This is a genomic window from Stenotrophomonas sp. STEN008 (genome assembly GCF_056760435.1).
In genome coordinates, this window is sequence record NZ_JBRRET010000019.1 from 51,650 (window position 1) to 70,819 (window position 19,170).

Annotated in this window: 17 protein-coding genes; 13 read left to right on the top strand and 4 right to left on the bottom strand. The window is 67.8% G+C overall.

Going from position 1 to position 19,170, the window contains the following annotated elements:
- The first annotated feature begins 85 nt into the window (after positions 1-85).
- The 9 genes from ACVOME_RS11095 (at position 86) to ACVOME_RS11135 (ending at position 9,560) form a co-directional block, all read left to right on the top strand.
- Positions 86-910, top strand: coding sequence for a 2-keto-4-pentenoate hydratase (locus ACVOME_RS11095; protein WP_197600175.1), 825 nt, complete (start codon positions 86-88; stop codon positions 908-910).
- Positions 911-950: 40 nt separating this feature from the next.
- Positions 951-1,955, top strand: coding sequence for a TRAP transporter substrate-binding protein (locus tag ACVOME_RS11100; protein ID WP_065182105.1), 1,005 nt, complete (start codon positions 951-953; stop codon positions 1,953-1,955).
- Between the two features lie 10 nt (positions 1,956-1,965).
- Complete coding sequence (locus ACVOME_RS11105; protein ID WP_053516012.1) at positions 1,966-2,505, top strand: TRAP transporter small permease; 540 nt, start codon at positions 1,966-1,968, stop codon at positions 2,503-2,505.
- Positions 2,506-2,508: 3 nt separating this feature from the next.
- A complete protein-coding gene (locus ACVOME_RS11110; RefSeq protein WP_053516013.1) occupies positions 2,509-3,792 on the top strand; it encodes a TRAP transporter large permease in 1,284 nt (427 codons plus the stop codon).
- 16 nt (positions 3,793-3,808) lie between these two features.
- A complete protein-coding gene (locus tag ACVOME_RS11115; protein WP_053516015.1) occupies positions 3,809-5,398 on the top strand; it encodes a family 43 glycosylhydrolase in 1,590 nt (529 codons plus the stop codon).
- Positions 5,399-5,438: 40 nt separating this feature from the next.
- Positions 5,439-6,497: a LacI family DNA-binding transcriptional regulator gene (locus tag ACVOME_RS11120; RefSeq protein ID WP_053516017.1), complete on the top strand. Its 1,059-nt coding sequence runs from the start codon at positions 5,439-5,441 to the stop codon at positions 6,495-6,497.
- Positions 6,498-6,681: 184 nt separating this feature from the next.
- The gene (kduI, locus tag ACVOME_RS11125) at positions 6,682-7,530 is read left to right on the top strand and encodes a 5-dehydro-4-deoxy-D-glucuronate isomerase (RefSeq protein WP_053516019.1); all 849 of its coding nucleotides are present in this window, start codon (positions 6,682-6,684) and stop codon (positions 7,528-7,530) included.
- 80 nt (positions 7,531-7,610) lie between these two features.
- Positions 7,611-8,366 (top strand): 2-dehydro-3-deoxy-D-gluconate 5-dehydrogenase KduD, encoded by a 756-nt coding sequence (gene kduD, locus ACVOME_RS11130; protein ID WP_053516021.1) that lies wholly within the window; start codon positions 7,611-7,613, stop codon positions 8,364-8,366.
- A gap of 93 nt (positions 8,367-8,459) precedes the next feature.
- Positions 8,460-9,560, top strand: coding sequence for a GDSL-type esterase/lipase family protein (locus ACVOME_RS11135; protein ID WP_481505097.1), 1,101 nt, complete (start codon positions 8,460-8,462; stop codon positions 9,558-9,560).
- 47 nt (positions 9,561-9,607) lie between these two features.
- Here the strand turns inward: ACVOME_RS11135 and phhA are convergent, their stop codons facing one another.
- Complete coding sequence (gene phhA, locus ACVOME_RS11140) at positions 9,608-10,501, bottom strand: phenylalanine 4-monooxygenase (RefSeq protein ID WP_445393956.1); 894 nt, start codon at positions 10,499-10,501, stop codon at positions 9,608-9,610.
- A gap of 125 nt (positions 10,502-10,626) precedes the next feature.
- Here phhA and ACVOME_RS11145 point away from each other — a divergent pair, with 125 nt between their 5' ends.
- Entirely contained in the window at positions 10,627-11,112 is a 486-nt protein-coding gene (locus tag ACVOME_RS11145) for an Lrp/AsnC family transcriptional regulator (protein WP_053516027.1), read from the top strand.
- A 24-nt stretch (positions 11,113-11,136) separates the two neighbouring features.
- On the opposite strand, the gene ACVOME_RS11150 is transcribed toward ACVOME_RS11145, so the two are convergent.
- Both ACVOME_RS11150 and ACVOME_RS11155 read right to left on the bottom strand, forming a co-directional pair.
- Positions 11,137-12,129: a patatin-like phospholipase family protein gene (locus tag ACVOME_RS11150; protein ID WP_065174096.1), complete on the bottom strand. Its 993-nt coding sequence runs from the start codon at positions 12,127-12,129 to the stop codon at positions 11,137-11,139.
- A 182-nt stretch (positions 12,130-12,311) separates the two neighbouring features.
- A complete protein-coding gene (locus ACVOME_RS11155; RefSeq protein WP_053516031.1) occupies positions 12,312-13,334 on the bottom strand; it encodes a TIGR00266 family protein in 1,023 nt (340 codons plus the stop codon).
- A gap of 160 nt (positions 13,335-13,494) precedes the next feature.
- Here ACVOME_RS11155 and ACVOME_RS11160 point away from each other — a divergent pair, with 160 nt between their 5' ends.
- A complete protein-coding gene (locus tag ACVOME_RS11160; protein WP_478053620.1) occupies positions 13,495-15,762 on the top strand; it encodes a TonB-dependent receptor in 2,268 nt (755 codons plus the stop codon).
- A 106-nt stretch (positions 15,763-15,868) separates the two neighbouring features.
- On the opposite strand, the gene ACVOME_RS11165 is transcribed toward ACVOME_RS11160, so the two are convergent.
- Positions 15,869-16,708, bottom strand: coding sequence for an acid phosphatase (locus ACVOME_RS11165; protein WP_478053619.1), 840 nt, complete (start codon positions 16,706-16,708; stop codon positions 15,869-15,871).
- A 259-nt stretch (positions 16,709-16,967) separates the two neighbouring features.
- Between ACVOME_RS11165 and ACVOME_RS11170 the strand changes: the two genes are divergently transcribed.
- Positions 16,968-17,846: a hypothetical protein gene (locus tag ACVOME_RS11170; protein WP_065182116.1), complete on the top strand. Its 879-nt coding sequence runs from the start codon at positions 16,968-16,970 to the stop codon at positions 17,844-17,846.
- An 11-nt stretch (positions 17,847-17,857) separates the two neighbouring features.
- Positions 17,858-19,063, top strand: coding sequence for a DUF4785 domain-containing protein (locus ACVOME_RS11175; RefSeq protein WP_481505098.1), 1,206 nt, complete (start codon positions 17,858-17,860; stop codon positions 19,061-19,063).
- Positions 19,064-19,170 lie beyond the last annotated feature (107 nt).

A 19,170-nucleotide genomic window follows, 5' to 3' on the forward strand; every position in this document is an offset into this window, starting at 1 on the left:
GCTTGCGTGATGACACCGGTTTACCATATACACGTCCTGCAGACGCTGTCGATAGGCAGCGCAACAACGCCAGAGGGAGACGTTCTTGAGCAACGAACACGGCACACATGGGCACACGCCGCCGGCCGATGCGGCCGCGATTGCCCAGGCCTTCACCACCGCACGCCTTGCGGGCCAGGCACTGAAGGCGTTCCCGGGCGACATCCCGGCGGACCTGGTCGCGGCCTACCAGGTCCAGGACTTGGCCATCGCCCGCTGGAACCAGCCGGTGGTCGGCTGGAAGGTCGGCTACATCGCTGCCGAACGCCGCGATGCGTCCGGGGACGAACGGCTGCTGGGCCCGATCTTCAAGCCTCAGCTCAAAAATGCTACCGGTGGTACAACGGATGTTCCGGTGTTCGTCGGCGGTTTCGCCGCGATCGAGGCCGAGTACGTGCTGGAACTGCTGGAGGATGCCCCCGCCGACCAGCTGCACTGGTCGCCGGAACAGGCTGAAGCGTTGCCGGCCCGCCTGTACCTCGGTGTCGAGGTTGCCAGCAGCCCGCTGGCAACGATCAACGAGCTGGGCCCGCGCGTGGTGGTATCCGACTTCGGCAACAACAACGGCCTCGTGCTGGGGCCGGAGATCGGCAACTGGACGTCCCTCGATGAGTCGGCGCTGCGCGCCGAGACCCTGATCGAGGGTGAAGTGGTCGGGGTCGGCGGCGCGAGCCGCCTGCCCGGTGGCCTGCGCGCAGCGTACGCGTTCGCGTTGTCCCGTTCCGCGCTTCGCGGCCGGCCCCTGCGGCGTGGCGACCTGATCGCCACCGGCAATGCGACCGGCATCCACGACATCCAGGCAGGACAAACGGCGCTGGTGCGCTTCGCCGGCTTCGGCGAGATTGCCTGCAGGGCCGTGCCGGCCGGGTAAGCCGCGGCACGATCCAGTGAACACGCGCGGGAGGGCGCAGATGATCACACGACGACATTTCCTGGCCGGTGGCGCCACTGCACTTGCCACTCCCCTGCTCGCCGCCTGTGGCCGCGGGCCGGGCCCTGACGCAGCCGGCGGCCAACTGCTGACGGCGACCGATGTGCACGTGGCCGATTACCCCACCGTGACAGCGGTGAAGTGGATCGGCGAGACCCTGCAGCGTGAGACCCAGGGACGCCTGCGTCTGCGCCAGTACCACTCGGGCCAGCTCGGCCGCGAGTCCGAAGCGATCGACATGGCCCGCTTCGGCGCCATCGACATCACCCGTGTCTATGCGGGCGCGCTGAACAACGCGTTTCCGCTGACCCAGGCGCTGTGCCTGCCCTACGTGTTCGAATCGGTGGCGCATCAGCGGGCAGCGCTTGATGGCGGCGTGGCCGATGCCGTGCTGCGCGGCTTCGAACGCCGCGACCTGGTCGGCCTGGCCATCTACGATTCCGGTGCGCGCTGCTTCTACAACACCCGGCATCCGATCACGCAGCCCGGTGACCTGCACGGGCTGAAGCTGCGCGTCGCATCATCGGACATCTTCATCCAGCTGATGCGGCTGCTCGGCGCCAACCCGACGCCGATGTCGCTGGGCGATACGTTCTCCGGCATGGAGACGCACATGATCGACGGTGCCGAGAACAACATGCGCAGCTTCCACTCCAGCCGTCACTTCGAGGCTGCGCACTACTGGTCGCAGAGCGATCACTCCTATGCACCGGACGTGCTGCTGATGTCACGCGCCAGTTTCGAGCGGCTGCAGCCGGATGACCGCCAGCTGCTGCTGGAGACCGCACGTGCGTCGGTGAAGGTGATGCGCGACCAGTGGGATGCCTCCGAGGATGCGGCACGACGCGCGGTGCTGGCGTACGGCGTGAAGGCCAACGAGGTCGACATGCCGGCGTTCCGCGCCGCCGCGCAGCCCCTGCTGCAGCAGTACCTGCAGCACGCGGAAATCGCCGCGCTGGTCGATCGCATCCGCGGTGCAGCCTGAGGACACAGCCATGACCGAAACGACGACATTTTCCCCACCCGGCCCCGGGCAGCGCCTGCTGGACCGCGTCGCCGACATTGCCATCTACACCGCCGTGGCGGCCCTGCTGGGGCTGGTGGTGGTGCAGGGCTGGCAGGTCTTCGCGCGCTATGTGATCAACGATTCCCCGAGCTGGACCGAACCGGTGACCCTTCTGCTGCTCAGCACCGCGATGAGCCTGGGCGCGGCCTGTGGCGTGCACACCAACCGCCACTTCGGCTTCTTCCTGCTGCATGCCTACATGGCGCCGGCGCTGCGCCGCGCTGTGGACGTGCTGGTGCAGCTGGTGGTGGCCGTGCTGGGCGCGTTCATCGCAGTGTGGTCGGCCGAGCTTCTTCTCGACGGCCTGGACATCAAGACCGCCGGTGCCGAGCTTCCGCAGAGCATCAACTACCTGCCGCTGGCGCTGGGCGGCGTGCTGATGGTGGTGTTCGCGCTGAACCGTGCGTGGAAGGCCACGCAGTCCACGCCGGCAGACGCTGCCGCCGATGACGCTGAAGGAGATCGTTGATCCATGGGTATCGCCATTCTGTTCTCGGTGTTCGCGGTGTTCCTGCTGCTGGGCGTGCCGGTGGCCTACGCGCTGGCTGCGGCCGCCCTTGCCACCCTGCTCTACCTGGACATCCCGTCCATCGTTCTGGTCCAGCAGATTTCGGCAGGCACCGGGTCCGCATCGCTGATCGCCATTCCACTGTTCATCTTCGCCGGCGAGATCATGATGCGCGGCGGCATCTCCGAGCGCCTGATCGCGCTGGCGTCCTCGCTGGTGGGGCGCCTGCGTGGCGGCCTGGGCCAGGTTTCGATCCTGTCCTCGCTGTTCTTCGGCGGCGTCTCCGGCTCGGCCATCGCGGATGTTTCGGCGGTGGGTGGCACGATGATTCCGCAGATGGTCAAGCGCGGCTATGACCGCGATTTCGCCGTCAATGTCAGCATCACCGCCGCCCTGGTCGCGCTGCTGGTTCCGCCCTCGCACAACCTGATCCTGTTCTCGGCCGCAGCCGGTGGCGGCCTCTCGATCGCCGATCTGTTCGCGGCGGGTATCGTTCCGGCATTGCTGATGACGCTGGCATTGATGATCACCGGCTACGTCGTCGCGCGCCGCCGCGGCTATGGCGTGGAGGTGTTCCCGGGCTGGCGCGCGGTGATGCTGCGGATGATCTCCGCCCTGCCCGGGCTCGGTCTGGTCGCGCTGATCTTCGTCGGCATCCGCGCTGGCATCTTCACTGCGGTGGAAAGCGCGGCGATCGCCGTGGTGTACGCACTGCTGGTGACCACGGTGCTGTACCGGCAACTGCGCTGGCGCGAGTTCTTCGCCACGGTCGTCCACGCCGCACGCAGCACCGGCGTGATCCTGTTCGTGATCGCCACCGCTGCGGTATTCGGCTGGCTGCTGGCCTACCTGCAGGTGCCGGCGGCGGCGGTGGATTTCCTGCAGTCCTTCGCGCACAGCCAGTTCATGGTGCTGCTGATGATCGTGGTGATGCTGTTGCTGCTGGGAACCTTCATGGACCTGGCACCGATGATCCTGATCTGCACGCCGATCTTCCTGCCGGTGGCGCGCGCGTACGGCATCGATCCGATCCACTTCGGGCTGGTGCTGGTGCTGACCGGCGGCCTGGGCCTGGTGACACCGCCGGTGGGCTCGGTGCTGTTCATCGGTACCGCCATCGGCAAGATCAGCGTGGGCCAGAGCATGCGTACCATCTGGCCGTTCTGGTTCGCTGCGCTGGGCGTGCTGCTGGTGGTCACCTTCTTCCCTGCCCTGTCGCTGTGGCTGCCGGCCACGCTGCGCAGCTGAGCCGGAGACCGCTGCCATGCACCGTCCGCTTCGCCGCATCCCTGCCGTGGCCCTGGCCAGCCTGCTTCTGGCCGCGCTTCCGGCGCTGGCCTCCGGCCCGGCCTCACCGACCTGGGCACGTGGGCTGGAGAACCAGCGCCAGGCCGATCTCGGCGACGGCACCTACCTGAACCCGGTGCTGGCCGGCGACCGCCCCGATCCGTCGGTACTGAAGGACGGACAGGACTACTACCTGACCCTGTCCTCCTTCGACGCCTATCCCGGCCTGCCGATCTGGCATTCGCGGGACCTGGTCAACTGGCAGCCGCTGGGTCATGCCATCACCCGCAACGTGGGTGCGATCTGGGCACCGGACATCGTCAAGCATCAGGGTCGCTACTTCATCTACTTCCCGGCCCGGACCGGCGAACACCGCAGCAACTTCGTGGTGTGGGCCGATGACATCCGCGGGCCGTGGAGCGATCCGATCGACATCGGCCTGGGCGGCTACATCGACCCCGGCCATGCGGTGGGCGAGGACGGCAAGCGCTACCTGTTCCTCAGCGGAGGCGACTATGTGCAGCTGGCCGATGACGGGCTGAGCGTGGTCGGCACACCGAAGCATGTCTACGACGGCTGGCGCTATCCGCAGAGCTGGGATGTGGAAGCCTATGCGCAGGAAGGACCGAAGATCCACTTCCGCGAGGGCTGGTACTACATGACCACCGCCGTGGGAGGCACCGCCGGCCCACCCACCGGGCACATGGTGATCACTGCGCGCTCGCGTTCCATCCATGGGCCCTGGCAGAACGCACCGAACAATCCGATCACGCGCACGCAGTCGGCGTCCGAGCCGTGGTGGTCGCGAGGCCACGCGACAGTGATCGAAGGCACCGACGGTCGCTGGTGGATGATGTACCACGGGTATGAGAACGGCTTCTGGACCCTGGGCCGGCAGACCCTGCTGGACCCGATCGAGTGGACGGACGATGGCTGGTTCGTGGCCAGGGGCGGTGACCTCGGCCAACCGCTGCGCAAGCCTTCCGGAAGCGCCCTGGCACCGCACGGCATGGCGCTTTCGGATGATTTCCGCGGCGGCAGGCTCGGGCCACAGTGGGCGTTCTTCAACCCGGGCAGTGACGAGTACCGGCGCCTGCGCTTCAGCGGCGATGGGCTGGTGATGCAGGGCAAGGGCAGTGCGCCGCGCGATGCGTCTCCGCTGACCACCATCGCCGGCGATCCGGCCTACCAGTTCGAGGTGGAGCTGGAGGTAGCGCCAGGCGCAGTCGGCGGCGCGCTGCTGTTCTACAGCGACCGCCTCTATGTGGGCGTGGGCAGCAACGGCGAGCAGTTCATCATGCATCGTTACGGCGAGGAACGCCCTGCCCGGCTTGCGCCCAGCGAGCGCGGCGGGCGGCTCTGGCTGCGCGTCACCAACAACCGCCATATCGTCACCTTCCATACCAGCAGCGACGGCCGGACCTGGCAGAAGTACCCGGTTCAGATGGAAACCTCGGGTTACCATCACAATGTGGCTGGTAAGTTTCTCGCCCTGAAGCCGGCGCTGTACGCTGCCGGTGACGGTGCGGTGACCTTCCGCAGCTTCCGCTACCGCGCGCTGGACTGAGTGCGCGGCCGGAAATCCCCCGACTTACCTGGTCCATTACATGTCAGTGCGCAACAAGAATGATGCCGCCACGCCGGCATTGGCCAAAGGCAAGGCAGCCACGATCAACGACATCGCGCGACTGTCCGGAGTGTCCAAGAAAACGGTTTCAAGGATCATCAACAACTCACCGCTGGTGCGCAAGGACACGCGCGACAAGGTAGAGGCCCTGATGCGCGAGGTGGGCTATACGCCCGATCCGCTGGCGCGCGGCCTGGCCTTCCGTCGATCCTTCCTGATCGGCATGGTCTACGACAACCCCACCGCCCAGTACATCGTGGACATGCAGTACGGTGCACTCGACGCGCTGCGCGGTTCCAGCTTCGAGCTGGTCGTGCACCCCTGCGACAGCCGCAGCCCGGGCTACATCGACGGCGTGCGCCGCTTCGTGCAGCAGCAGAAGCTGCATGGGGTGATCCTGGTGCCGCGTGCCTCCGAGGACCAGGCGCTGGCGGACATGCTGGATGAGATCGGCTGCCGCTTCACCCGCGTGGCCGCGCTGCCGCTGGACGAGAGTTCGCAGATGGTGGTCACCCACGATCGTGACGGCGCCGCCGAAGCGGCCGACTACCTGCTCTCGCTGGGCCACCGCGACATCGCCCTGGTGACCGGGCCCAGTGCCTATCGTTCGGCGCACGAGCGTACCGCCGGCTTCATCGATGCGCTGTCGCAGCGTGGCATCGAGCTGCCCAAGGACCGCATCATCGAGGCGGGCTACACCTTTGAATCGGGCGTGGCCGCCGCCGAGAAGCTGCTGCTGGGGAAGCGCCGGCCGACCGCGATCTTCACCGGGAACGATGAAATGGCGGCGGGCATCTACAAGGTGGCGCTGCGTGCAGGCATCAACATCCCGCGCCAGCTGTCCATCATCGGCTACGACGACAGCCCGCTGGCCTCGCGCCTTTGGCCGTCGCTGACCTCGGTACGCCGCCATACCCGCGATACCGGCCGCACCGCTGCGGCGATGCTGATCCAGCCCGACGGCCAGCCGGCGCTGCAGATCGCCAGCGTGCGCCCGCACCTGATCGTGCGCGACTCCTGCCAGCCGCCGGAGGACTGATCCGGCGGGGATCAGTCCGGTAGCCCGCAGGCCTGCCTGCGACTCCGTTGAAGCCGCCTCACTTTGCCGCGACCGTTGAGCGCTATCGTGCGGCGCAAAATGACACCGGTTACCAACGTCGCTAGAATCCCCCTGAACCGTGCCGGGGCCGAATGATCGGCCCGCCCCCTGCTCTGGAGATGCCATGTACTGCAAGACCCACTACGCCACCCATCCCGACGCCATCAAGGGCGCCAGCAACGACCAGCTGCGCGAGCTGTACCTGCTCGACGGCCTGTTCAACCCCGGCCAGGTGACGCTGAAGTACACCCACTACGAGCGCTTCGTACTCGGTGGCGCGGCGCCCCTGGATGCGCCGCTGGCGCTGCCGGTGCAGACCGAACCGGCGTCGGCCGCCGGCCATCCGTTCCTGGAGCGTCGCGAGCTGGGCGTGATCAACGTCGGCAGCGGTACCGGTACGGTCACCGTCGACGGCACCGTCTACACGCTGGGCCCGAAGGATGGCCTGTACGTGGCGATGGGCAGCAAGGACGTCGTGTTCGCCTCGCAGGACGCCGCCAACCCCGCTCAGTTCTACCTGGCCTCGACCCCGGCCCATGCGCGCTTTGAAACCAAGCAGCTGTCGATCAAGGACGCGGTGGCGCTGGACCGCGGTGCGCTGGAGACCAGCAACGAACGCACCATCTACCAGTACATCGTGCCGGCCACCTGCCAGTCCTCGCAGCTGCTGCTGGGCCTGACCGTGCTCAAGCCCGGCAGCGTGTGGAACACCATGCCGCCGCACCTGCATGACCGCCGCAGCGAGGTCTATTTCTACTTCGACCTGGGCGACAACGACCGCGTGTACCACTTCATGGGCGAACCGGACGCGCAGCGCCACATCGTCATCCAGAACAACGAAGCCGTGGTATCGCCGCCGTGGTCGATCCACATGGGTGCCGGTACCAGCAATTATGCCTTCATCTGGGCGATGGGCGGCGAGAACCTGGATTACACCGACATGCACGTGCTGGACATCTGCCAGCTCAAGTAAGTCCTGCCTGGCCGCCGCGCACGCGTGCCGGTGGCCGTTCGCCTGCATCACGCACACCTCTACCAAGGAACGCACACGCAATGGCCAATCCCTTCAGCCTGGAAGGCAAAGTCGCTCTGGTAACCGGTGGTAATACCGGTCTGGGCCAAGGTATCGCGGTTGCGCTGGCCACCGCCGGCGCCGATGTCGCCGTGGCCGGCATCGCGCCGCCCACCGAAACCATCGAGAAGATCACCGCGCTCGGCCGACGCTGCCTGGCGGTGGAAGCCAACCTGATCAGCATCGAGCCGGTCGAGCGCGTGGTGCGCGAAACCATCGAGGGACTGGGTGGCCTGGATATCCTGGTCAACAATGCCGGCCTGATCCGCCGCGCCGACGCGGTGGAGTTCAGCGAACAGGACTGGGATGACGTGATGAACGTCAACATCAAGTCGGCGTTCTTCATCTCGCAGGCGGCGGGCCGTCATTTCATCGCCCAGGGCAGCGGCAAGATCATCAACATCGCCTCGATGCTGTCGTTCCAGGGCGGCATCCGGGTGCCGTCGTACACCGCCAGCAAGAGTGGCATCGCCGGCATCACCCGCCTGCTGGCCAACGAATGGGCCGGCAAGGGCGTCAACATCAACGCGATCGCGCCGGGCTACATGGCCACGGACAACACGGCGGCCCTACGTGCCGATGCCGACCGCAACAAGGCGATCCTGGATCGCATTCCGGCCGGCCGTTGGGGCACGCCGGAGGACCTGGCCGGCGCGGCGGTGTTCCTGGCATCCAGCGCATCGGATTACATCAACGGCGCCGTGCTGCCGGTCGATGGCGGCTGGTTGGCGCGCTGAGGCACACCGGTCTGTAGAGCCGAGCCCATGCTCGGCTGTCGCGCTCTGATCGAAAAACAGCCGAGCATGGCTCGGCTCTACAGGAGTGCCGCGATGCGAAGGCTGTTGCTGTTGTTGCTGCTGTCGTGCACCACCGCGCAGGCGGCGCCGGTGCGGGTGTTCATCGCCGGTGACTCCACCGCGGCCGAGTACGGTCCCGAGCGCGCGCCGCAGGCGGGCTGGGGCCAGGCCCTGCAGAGCTACCTCGATCCGGCGCGGTTCGAAGTGCGCAACCACGCCCGGGGAGGCCGCAGCACGCGCAGCTTCATCGATGAAGGCCGCCTGGATGCGATCGCCACCGAGCTGCGCCGTGGCGACGTGCTGCTGATCCAGTTCGGCCATAACGACGCCAAGTTCGAAGATCCCACGCGCTATACCGATCCGGACAGCGACTATCCGCGCCTGCTGATGCGTTACGTGCAGGTGGCGCGCGACAAGGGCGCCACGCCGGTGCTGGTCACGCCGGTGGCGCGGCTGCTGTATGACTTCGGTTCGCTGCTGGACACACATGCGCGTTACACGCGGGCGATGCAGCAGCTGGCCGCGCGCGAGCGCGTTGCCCTGATCGAACTCAACGACCGCAGCACGCGCTGGATACGCGCGCTGGGCGAGCAGGGTGCACGCCCCTACTTCCTGTTCGTGCCCGAGCAGGGCAAGGCCGACGGCACCCACTTCAGCGTGGCCGGCGCCAACGCCGTCGCCTGCCTGGTGCTGCGCGAGTGGGTGGTGCTGCAGCCGGGGCTGGAAGATGCACTCGTGCGCGACATCGACTGTGACGTGAGCGCGGCGGCGGGGCAGGGCGGGCAACCGGCGCAGCCCTCGCGCGTGGTCCATGAGCATGACATCGCCATCCGCCAGCCCGGCCCGCATGGTGGCGCCGGGCCGACCACGGCCTATCCGTTCTTCGCCGGAGAGAAGGACCTGCCGTTCGTGCTGCGCAAGCGCGTGCTGCACAAGGGTGCAGGCATCGGCCTGCATCCGCAGCACAAGGACGAGATCTACTACATCGTCAGCGGGAAGGGCAGCTACGTGCTGGACGGAAGGCAGTACGACGTCAGCGCAGGCGATGCCCTGCTGACGCGCAAAGGCAGTTCGCATGCACTGCAGCAGGTGGGTGACGAGGATCTGGTGCTGCTGCTGGCATACCCGCGCTGACCCGTGGAGCCGGGCGTGGAGCCGGCCTTACGGATGCCCCTGCCGCATCACACGTCGCCGCCGTCGGCCCAGCCTTCGCCGGTTCCCTTCTGGAACACACGGTCGTCGGCCTGCACGTCACCGGCCGGCAGGTGCTGCTGCTCGGCCAGCGAGGCATAGATCGGGGTGAAGTCCGGCGACGTCGCCTGCATCAGCTGCTCGAAGCTGTCGATGACGAAGTAGGTCTTCTGGAAGGTATCGATGCGGTAGCGCGTGCGCATGATGCGCTGCAGGTTGAAGCCGATGCGGTTGGGCGCGGCCGATTCCAGCGAGTACAGCGATTCGCCCTTTGACGAGACGATACCGGCGCCGTAGATGCGCAGGCCATCCGGGGTATCGATCAGGCCGAACTCCACCGTGTACCAGTACAGGCGCGTGAGGTTCTGCAGCGCCTCCGGGCCGATGGCGTGGGCTTTGACACCGCCACGGCCGTAGGCCTCCATGTAATCGGCAAACACCGGATTCATCAGCAGCGGCACATGGCCGAACAGATCGTGGAACAGGTCCGGCTCGGCGATGTAGTCGATCTGGTCGGGGCGACGGATCCACCACGTGACCGGGAAGCGACGGTTGGCCAGGTGGTCGAAGAAGTCCAGCTCCGGCAGCAGCCCCTCCACGCCCACCAGCGTCCAGCCGGTGGCTGCGCCGAGTACTTCATTCAGCTGGTCGAAGCGCGGAATCATGTGCGCGCTCATGCCCATCTCGTCCTGCGCGTCCAGGAACTCCCGGCACGCACGGCCAACCAGCAGCTCGCGCTGACGCTGGTACAGCGTGCTCCACGTCGCGTGGTCATCGGCGCTGTAGGTGTCCCACGGCTGCTCGACGAGCGCGGTGGTGTACACCGGCACGTAGCCCTTGTCGGTCTGCTGGTGTTCGACGCGGCGGGGCTGGGCGGGATCCATGGGACGCTCCTTGAAGGGATGTCCACGATGCTAGGGCAGGGCGGGCGCAACAGGGTTGCAAAAGTTGCGCGGAATGACCTTGCTGGCGCAATATCCTTGCGTACTCACCATGTTGCGGGGCAACAATGGCCGGAGAAGTCCAGTTCGATCGCACGGATATACGCCTGCTGGCCGAAATCCAGCGGGATGGTCGCGCCACCAATGCCGAGCTCGCGGCCCGGGTGAACCTCTCCCCCTCCGCCTGCCTGCGCCGCCTGCAGCGGCTGGAGAGCGAGGGTGTGATCGTCGGCTATGGCGCGCGCCTGGAACCCCGGCAGCTGCGGCTGGGCCTGCAGGCGTTCGTGCGGGTGCAACTGGAAAAGCACGACCAGGCGGCCATCGCGCATTTCGTGGACAGCGTGCAGGGCTGGGATGAAGTGGTGGCCTGCCATGCGCTCACCGGCGACATGGATTACCTGTTGCACGTCTACGTGCGCGACCTCGAGCACTTCTCGCGCTTCCTGCTGGACCGCCTGCTCAATGCCGGTGGCGTGGCCGATGCCAATTCCAGCTTCGTGCTGCGCACGGTGAAGGGCTTCCAGGCGTTGCCACTGTCGCAGCTGGAACCCTGAGCACCGCTCAGCGCGGGCGAGGGCTCAGCACTTGTCCTTGCGCCCCATCAGCCGGCCCAGCCGCGAGGTCTCCTCGCACTTCGGCGCGGCTACCGGCGGCGGTGCCAGCGCGGCGGCGCGCGCCTTCTGCAGCTGCTGGATCTTCGCGCGGATCTGCGGCATCGCGGCCATCGCCGCCTTTTCCCCCTCCAGGATCGCGGTCCCGCGCTGGCTGAAATCAGCCGCACCGATATCCAGCACGCGCGGGCGGATCACGATGTCGGCGCGGGCCAGTTCCTGCTCGCCCAGGCGCTGGCCCATGATCGCGATCGACTGGTTGACGATGCCGAGCATGTCAGTCGGTGCCTTGCCACTGGCCTTGCTGGAGATGTCCACGGCGATCACGAAGTCGGCGCCGAGCTGGCGCGCGGCATCGACCGGCACCGGGCTCACCACGCCGCCATCGACGTAGTTGCGTCCGCCGATCTTCACCGGCTCGAACACGCCGGGGATGCTGCTGGACGCACGGACGGCCTGGCCCACATTGCCGCGCACGAAGATCGCGCGTTCGCCGGTTTCGAGCTGGGTGGCGACGGCGGCGAACGGCTTCTTCAGGCGCTCTGCCGGACGGTTGGCGACCTGCTCGTTGACGTAGTCCTGCAGCTTCTGGCCCTGCACCAGCCCGCCGGAGAACAGGCGCACGTCGCGGATGCTGGCTTCATCCAGCGCGACGGCCCGGCTCTGCATCTGGAACGCATCCATGCCGCTGGCGTACAACGCGCCGACCACACTGCCGGCGCTGGTGCCGGACACCACCACCGGCTCGAAGCCATTAGCCTCGAGCATCTTGATCACGCCGATGTGGGCAAAGCCCTTGGCCGCGCCGCCGCCCAGCGCGATGCCGATCTTCACCGGCTTGGCCTGCGGCACCACGGTCGGCGCCGGCGGCGGCGCCGGACGCACCGGATCGCCACCGCAACCGGCCAGCAGGCCAAGCAGGGCAACGGACAGCAGCACGCGGGGACGGAACAGGCTCATCGGCAATGCGCTCGCGGCGCCGGATTCAGGGAAGGGCGCCAGCATACCGAAGCCACGGCGGGCCGGGCAGGGCAGGACGACGCCCTATTCATGGACCGCCATGGGTAGCGCCGGGCATGGCCTGGCGGGCAGTTCAGGGCCGCTGCGCTCGCCGGGCATGGCCCGGCGCTACGCGCGGGTGATCAGAACCGGTTGTCGCCGTCGAGGATGCGGCCGATGCCGCCCAGCACCGAGCCTTCGCCGCGGTTCTGCCCACCGCCCTGCGGCGCGGCCATCCACATCCGGCCGGCCAGGCGCGAGAACGGCAGCGATTGCAGCCAGACCTTGCCCGGTCCGGTCAGGGTTGCCAGGAACACACCCTCGCCACCAAACACCATGCTCTTGATGCCACTGACCCGGCGCACGTCCATGTCCACCGTCGGGTGGTAGGCGACCACGCAGCCGGTATCCACGTCCAGCCGCTCGCCGGCGGCCAGTTCGCGCTCGACCACACAGCCTCCGGCGTGGATGAACACCCAGCCATCGCCTTCCAGCTTCTGCATGATGAAGCCTTCGCCGCCGAACAGGCCGGTCATGATCTTGCGCTGGAACTGCACGCCGATCTGCACACCGCGCGCCCCGGCCAGGAAGCTGTCCTTCTGGCAGACCAGGCGGCCGCCGTGCTGGTCCAGCTTCATGGCCAGCACGGTGCCGGGGTAGGGCGCGGCGAAAGCGACCTTGGCCTTGCCCTGCCCGGTATGCGTATAGAGCGTGGCGAACAGGCTCTCGCCGGTCAGCACGCGTTTGCCGGCCGACATCAGCTTGTCCATGATGCCGCCGCCCTGGCCGCTGTGCGTGCCGTCGCCGAACACCGTATCCATCTGCACCGAGGCGTCCTTGAACATCAGCGCGCCGGCTTCGGCGATGGCGCTCTCGCCGGGATCCAGCTCGATCTCCACGAACTGCATCTCATGGCCGACGATGCGGAAGTCGATGTCGTCGGCCCGGCCCCGCGCAGGCCCGCCCGGCACGGGTGGCGGCGTGTTGGGCATGCCCGGGGCGGGCGCCTGCAGCTCGGGCACCTCGGCGATGGCGGTCCAGCCGCTCATGCCCTGGCACCAGGCCAGCGCGCGGGGGTTGGCCTGCGCGTAGCGGCGCGCGGCTTCGTCATCGAGCGGCCCGATGCGGTCGGCCTGGGCGGAGGAATGGAAGTACCACTGGGTCATGGCGGTGCGCCGGGTCGGGGTGGGAAAGCCCGAGTCTAGCGACCCTCCCCGGTGGCCCGCGACCGCGCCATGAACAGCGGCCATTTGCGGCGCAGGTGCTGTATTGCAACAATTATCTGGTAGCGCCGTTTTACCACCCCTCCAAACACAGCCTACCGCCATGTCCCCGACCCGCACTTCCCGCGGCCGTATTCCGGTCGCGCGCCCCCTCGTTGCCGCTCTCTCCGCCCTGCTGCCGCTGGTTGCAGCCGCCCAGGAAACCCCCGCCGCCAAGGATCCGGTCGCGCTCGATACCCTGCAGGTGACGGCCCAGCGCCGCGTCGAGAATGCCAAGGACGTGCCGGTCGCGATCACCGCGATCCAGGGCGAGAAGCTTGATGTGCTCGGCTCGGCCGGCGACGACATCCGCTTCCTGGCCGCGCGCGTACCCAGCCTCAACATCGAATCGTCCTATGGCCGTGCCTTCCCGCGCTTCTACATGCGCGGCCTCGGCAACACCGACTTCGACCTCAATGCCTCGCAGCCGGTCTCGCTGGTGTACGACGACGTGGTGCAGGAAAGCCCGCTGCTGAAGGGCTTCCCGTTGTTCGACCTGGCCAACGTGGAAGTGCTGCGTGGGCCGCAGGGCACCCTGTTCGGCCGCAACACGCCGGCCGGCGTGGTCAAGTTCGATTCGGCGCGTCCGTCGCAGGATGCCGATGGCTACGTCCGCGTCGGCTACGGCAGCTACAACAGCTGGAACGTGCAGGGCGCCTACGGCGGCCCGCTGACCGACCGCTGGTCGGCACGCGTTTCGGCGATCTACCAGCGCCGTGACGACTGGGTCGACAACACCCGCGTCGGCGCGCCCAACAGTGGTTTTGAAGGCTATGACGAGGCCGCCGGCCGCGTGCAGTTCCTGTACGAGGGCGACGATTTCGAGGCCCTGTTCAACCTGCACAAGCGCAAGCTCAACGGCACCGCCCGCCTGTTCCGCGCCAACATCATCCAGAAGGGCAGCAACGCGCTGGTCGAGAACTTCGACCGCGACAAGGTGGCCAACGACGGCGTGAACTTCTCCGACCTGGAAACCTGGGGCGGCAGCGCGCGCCTGCAGTGGAACCTCGGCTCGGTGACCCTGCACTCCATCACCGGCTACGAGACTGCCGAATCGCTCAACCGCGGCGATATCGACGGTGGCTACGGTGCTTCGTTCCTCGGCGCCGGCAATTATGGCCCGGGCTTCATTCCGTTCCCGTCCGAATCGGCCGATGGCCTGCCGCACCACCGCCAGTGGACCCAGGAATTCCGCGTGGAATCCAATGAGTGGGGCCGCTTCGACTGGCAGGCCGGTGTCTTCTACTTCGATGAAGACGTCACCATCGACAGCTTCAACTACGACTCGCTGACGCCGGGCAATCCGCAGACCGGCCATGCCGTGCAGAGCCAGCGCAACAAGGCGTGGGCGGTGTTCGCATCGGGCGACTTCGATGTCACCGACCGCTTCAAGCTGCGCGCCGGCGTGCGCTACACGCAGGACAAGAAGGACTTCACCGCGCGCGTGCTGCAGGCCGTGCCCGGCGGCACCCCGGTGAGCGGGCCGTACCTGGCCAACACCGACGTCGATGACGTCAGCTGGGATGTCAGCGGTGTGTACAAGCTGACCGACAACGTCAATGCGTATGCGCGCGTGGCCAAGGGCTTCCGCGCGCCGTCGATCCAGGGCCGTCTGGCCTTCGGTGGCGTGTCGCAGGCCGATTCCGAGAAGGTGATCTCGTACGAAGCCGGCATCAAGGCCGACCTGTTCGATCGCCGCGCCCGCCTGGGCTTCAGCGTGTTCCGCTACGACGTCGACGGCCAGCAGCTGATCGCGGTCGGCGGCAGCAACAATACCGCCACCCTGCTCAACGCCGACAAAACCATCGGCCAGGGTGTGGAGCTGGACCTGGAAGCCTACCTGGCCGACAACGTCCTGCTGACCCTGGGCAGCAGCTACAACGACACCGAGATCAAGGACGGAAACCTGGCCGTGGCGATCTGCGGCGGTGGCTGCACCATCACCGATCCGACCACGGTGATCAACGGCGGCACCTACGCCCTGGTCAACGGCAATCCGCTGCCGCAGGCGCCGAAGTGGATCCACAACATGACCCTGCGCGTGGGCTTCCCGCTCACCGATGGCAGCGAGCTGTACGCCTACACCGACTGGGCCTACCGCAGCCCGGTGAACTTCTTCATCTACGAGTCGCCGGAGTTCCGCAGCCGCAGTTCGCTGGAAGGCGGCCTGCGCCTGGGCTACAACTGGGAGTACGGCCAGTACGACGTGGCGGTGTTCGGCCGCAACCTCACCAACCAGACCCGCGTGGTCGGTGCGATCGACTTCAACAACCTGACCGGCTTCCTCAACGAGCCGCGGACCTGGGGCGTGGAGTTCACCGCGAAGTTCTGATGCGGTCGCTGTAGCGAGGCAATGCAGAAGGGCCGGCGCAATGCCGGCCCTTCCGCGTTCGGTGTCCGCCGGGCGTGGCCCGGTGCCACCTGTGCGCCGCGCGCGCTTACAGCGCGCTCTGCGGGCGTACCTTCAACACTGCCTCTTCGGCGGTGCAGTTGCGGCTGGAGTGCAGGCCGGCCTTGCGCGCGGCGGCGATCTCGCTGCGTGCCGCCAGCAGGTCGCGCTGGAACGCGGCATTGTCATGCAGCCGGGCAACGGCAGCAGCCCCCATGAAACGGCCTTCGAGGATGTCGCTCTGCCAGTGCACGTTGCACACCAGGCGGCTCTCGCCGTAGTTGCGGCCGCGGGCCTGGATGGCATCGGCACGATCCGGCGCGATCTCCGACAGGATCAGGGCCCATGCCCAGCCGATCGAGGTGTGGCCGGACGGATAGGACCCGTTGCTGCGCAGGCCCGCTTCATCATCCGGCGTGCAGGTCGGCTCGCCGTTGACCATGAACGGGCGCGGGCGCTGGTAGTGGTTCTTGGCGACCTTGGTGGCAGCACTGGCGTCGATCCGGCTGCGCTCCAGCAGGCGGTACAGCGCGGGCGTCTTCACCGCGTCCACATCGATGTCGACCGCGCAGGAGAACTGGTTGGCACCTTCCGGAAAGCCCAGTTCGGCATCCCGCGTGGCCTGGGCGAAGCGTGGGCTGCCGCGCAGTGCACGCGCTTCGCGGCTGACCTGTTCATCCAGGGCGAAGCCCGCCGAGCCCGCGGTGGGTGGCGCCGGAACCAGGGCCAGGCTGGCCGGTACGGCGCGCGCGTCCAGATAGCCCACGGCCTTGGTGGTGACGTTGGCTTCGACGGCGGTCGGCCGGGCAGCAGACGCGGCACAGCCGGCCAGCGCCAGCACGATGGCCAGGCCAAGCAGGGGACGGGCAGGGCGGAAGATCACAGACATGGTCAGGCTCAGCAGAGGAAACACCGTGCCATGATCGCAGCCCGCAGCCGGCGTGGCAGTGGCCGTCGGTCATACGGCCAGACCCGGCATGGTCATCAAAACGGGGCAAAAGCGTCATCGCGCTCCGCCATTCTCCCGAATCCGGGCGCAGCGCACGGACTTTCACGCGCCGGGGCATCGAGCATCGGCGCAACGATGGCATGCGTGCCATTCCATTCCAGCCGGGTCGGGGGGATCCGCTGACAGAGGGAGAGAAGCGATGCGCAGCACCGCAACAGGAAGTACCGTCCTGGTCCTGCTCGCCACCATGGCCGTCACGCCGGCCACCGCCGCCGATGTGGTCGGCGTGGCCTTCGTGCACGGCACCGGCGCGCAGACCAACGCCACCCAGGACTACTGGCAACCGGCGATCATCGACACCGTCCGCCAGGGGCTGCCGAACAGCAGCAACTATGTGGTCATCAACTGCGATTTCACGCAGTACATGTGGAAGCCGGAAGCCGCCGGCTGCCTGGCCGACCAGCTCACCGGCTTCATCAACAGCCGCGGCATCACCCAGCTGGTGGTCATCACCCATTCCAACGGCGGCAACGTGATGCGCTGGATCCTCTCCAACCCGACCTACGACAGCCGCTACCCGAACATCATCCGCACGGTGCGCAAGGTCAACGCGCTGGCACCCTCATCGGCGGGTACGCCGCTGGCCGATGCCGTGCTCAACGGCAACACCTTCGAAACCTCGCTGGGCTGGCTGCTCGGTTACAAGAACGATGCCGTGCGTATGCAGCAGGTCGCCAGCATGGCCACCTACAACGCGCAGAACCTGTACGGCACGGCCGGTCGGCCGGCACTGCCCAAGCCGTTCCGCGCGGTGGTCGGCAGCGATGTCGAATCGGCCGTGTGGGACAGCAACAGCTACTGCGGCGGCTACGCGGCCAACGTCGGCCTGGAGTTCACCCAGAACTGGCTGTCCTCGTGCTCGGACGGATTCCTGGAGTGCAGCAGCCAGAAGGCAGCGGGCAGCACCTGGTTCACCGACACGGCGCGTACCCAGGGCGCCGAGCCGTTGAGCCACAACCAGAGCCGCCGCGAGTGCTTCGGCCTGGGCGCCATCCTGCGCAACGACCTGGCCCAGTGAGGACGACGACGATGACGATGATTTCCCTTCCGCTGACCACCGCCGTGCTGGCAGCCCTGGCCACAGCCTCCGTCACGGTGCACGCTGCGCAGCCGCTGCGCTCCCTCCCCGGCGACCAGGTGGTGGCCACGCTGGTGGCCGCACCGCTGCCGCCTGACGACAGCGAACACGCGCCCCTGGCGTTTGCCTGGGCACTGGACCCGGCGCAGGCCCTGCAGGCCTCCACGCCCTACGCCTCGGTCAGCCGCAGCTACTGGCAGCAGGTCGATGGCGCGCAGCTGCAACGTGGCCTGGAGCTGCCGCTGACCGCCCCCGATGCGGTGATCCAGCTGAGCCCGGCAGCCGGTGCGCGCGCGGTTCCGGCGCAGTCACTGCAGGTCCGGGATCCGGCCGGCCGCAGCAGCGTCGCCCGCGCCGTCGACGCGCGGCAGCTGCAGGACGCCGGCATGCCCGTGGGCGAAGGCAGCAGCATGCTGCGCACCGGCACGGGCAGTGCTGCGGGAAATTACCGCCTGCAGAGCGCGCAGGCGCAGGGCCGCTACGTCGTACAGGTGCTTGAACCCAACAGCCCGTTGCGGCTGGAGGTGCAGGCCAGCCAGGCGCAGGTTCTGGCCGGCGGCAGCATACAGCTGCGGGCACGCCTGCTTGAAGACGGAGCCAGTCCCGCCCAGCTGCAGGCGCGTCGCGGGGGACTGGGCGGCGAAGCCTTGCTGGTCGCACCCGATGGCCGCAGCTGGCCGCAGCGGTTGCTGCGTACGACTGACGGCAGCCTGCACGCGCAGGTACGTATCCCCGCCGAGGCCACCAACACGCTGGGCCTGTGGGAACTGCTGGTGTTCGCCCTGGCCGTTGGCTTACTGCGCGAGGGCATGGGCGCCTTCGCCGTAGCCCGGCCGCCCGCCCGCTGCGGCGGGCGGGCCACACCGGACCAGGCCAGCCGGCGCGTGGCGCTGCCGTTGCAGGTCGCCGCCGCCGGGCGCTACGAAGCGCGCGGCACCCTGCACGCCACGGGCCCGGATGGCCAACTGCGTCCGGTCGCGCAGGCGCACGCCGCCGCATGGTTCGACGGTCCCGGTCGCGGCCAGCTGGTGCTGCCGTTCGACCAGGCAGCGCTGCCGGCCGGCTTCGGTGCCCCCTTCGAACTGCGCGAGCTGCAGTTGCATGACCAGAGCCGGATGGCACCGATCGAGTCACGCGCAGTCGCGTTGCGGTTCTGAGGCATGACGTGGCGGGGCCCGAATCACGGCCCCAAACCACCACCCCCCGCCGCGCCCCCCCCCCCCCCCCCCAGCGCCGGCGGACAGGGCAACCCCCGCACGCCGGA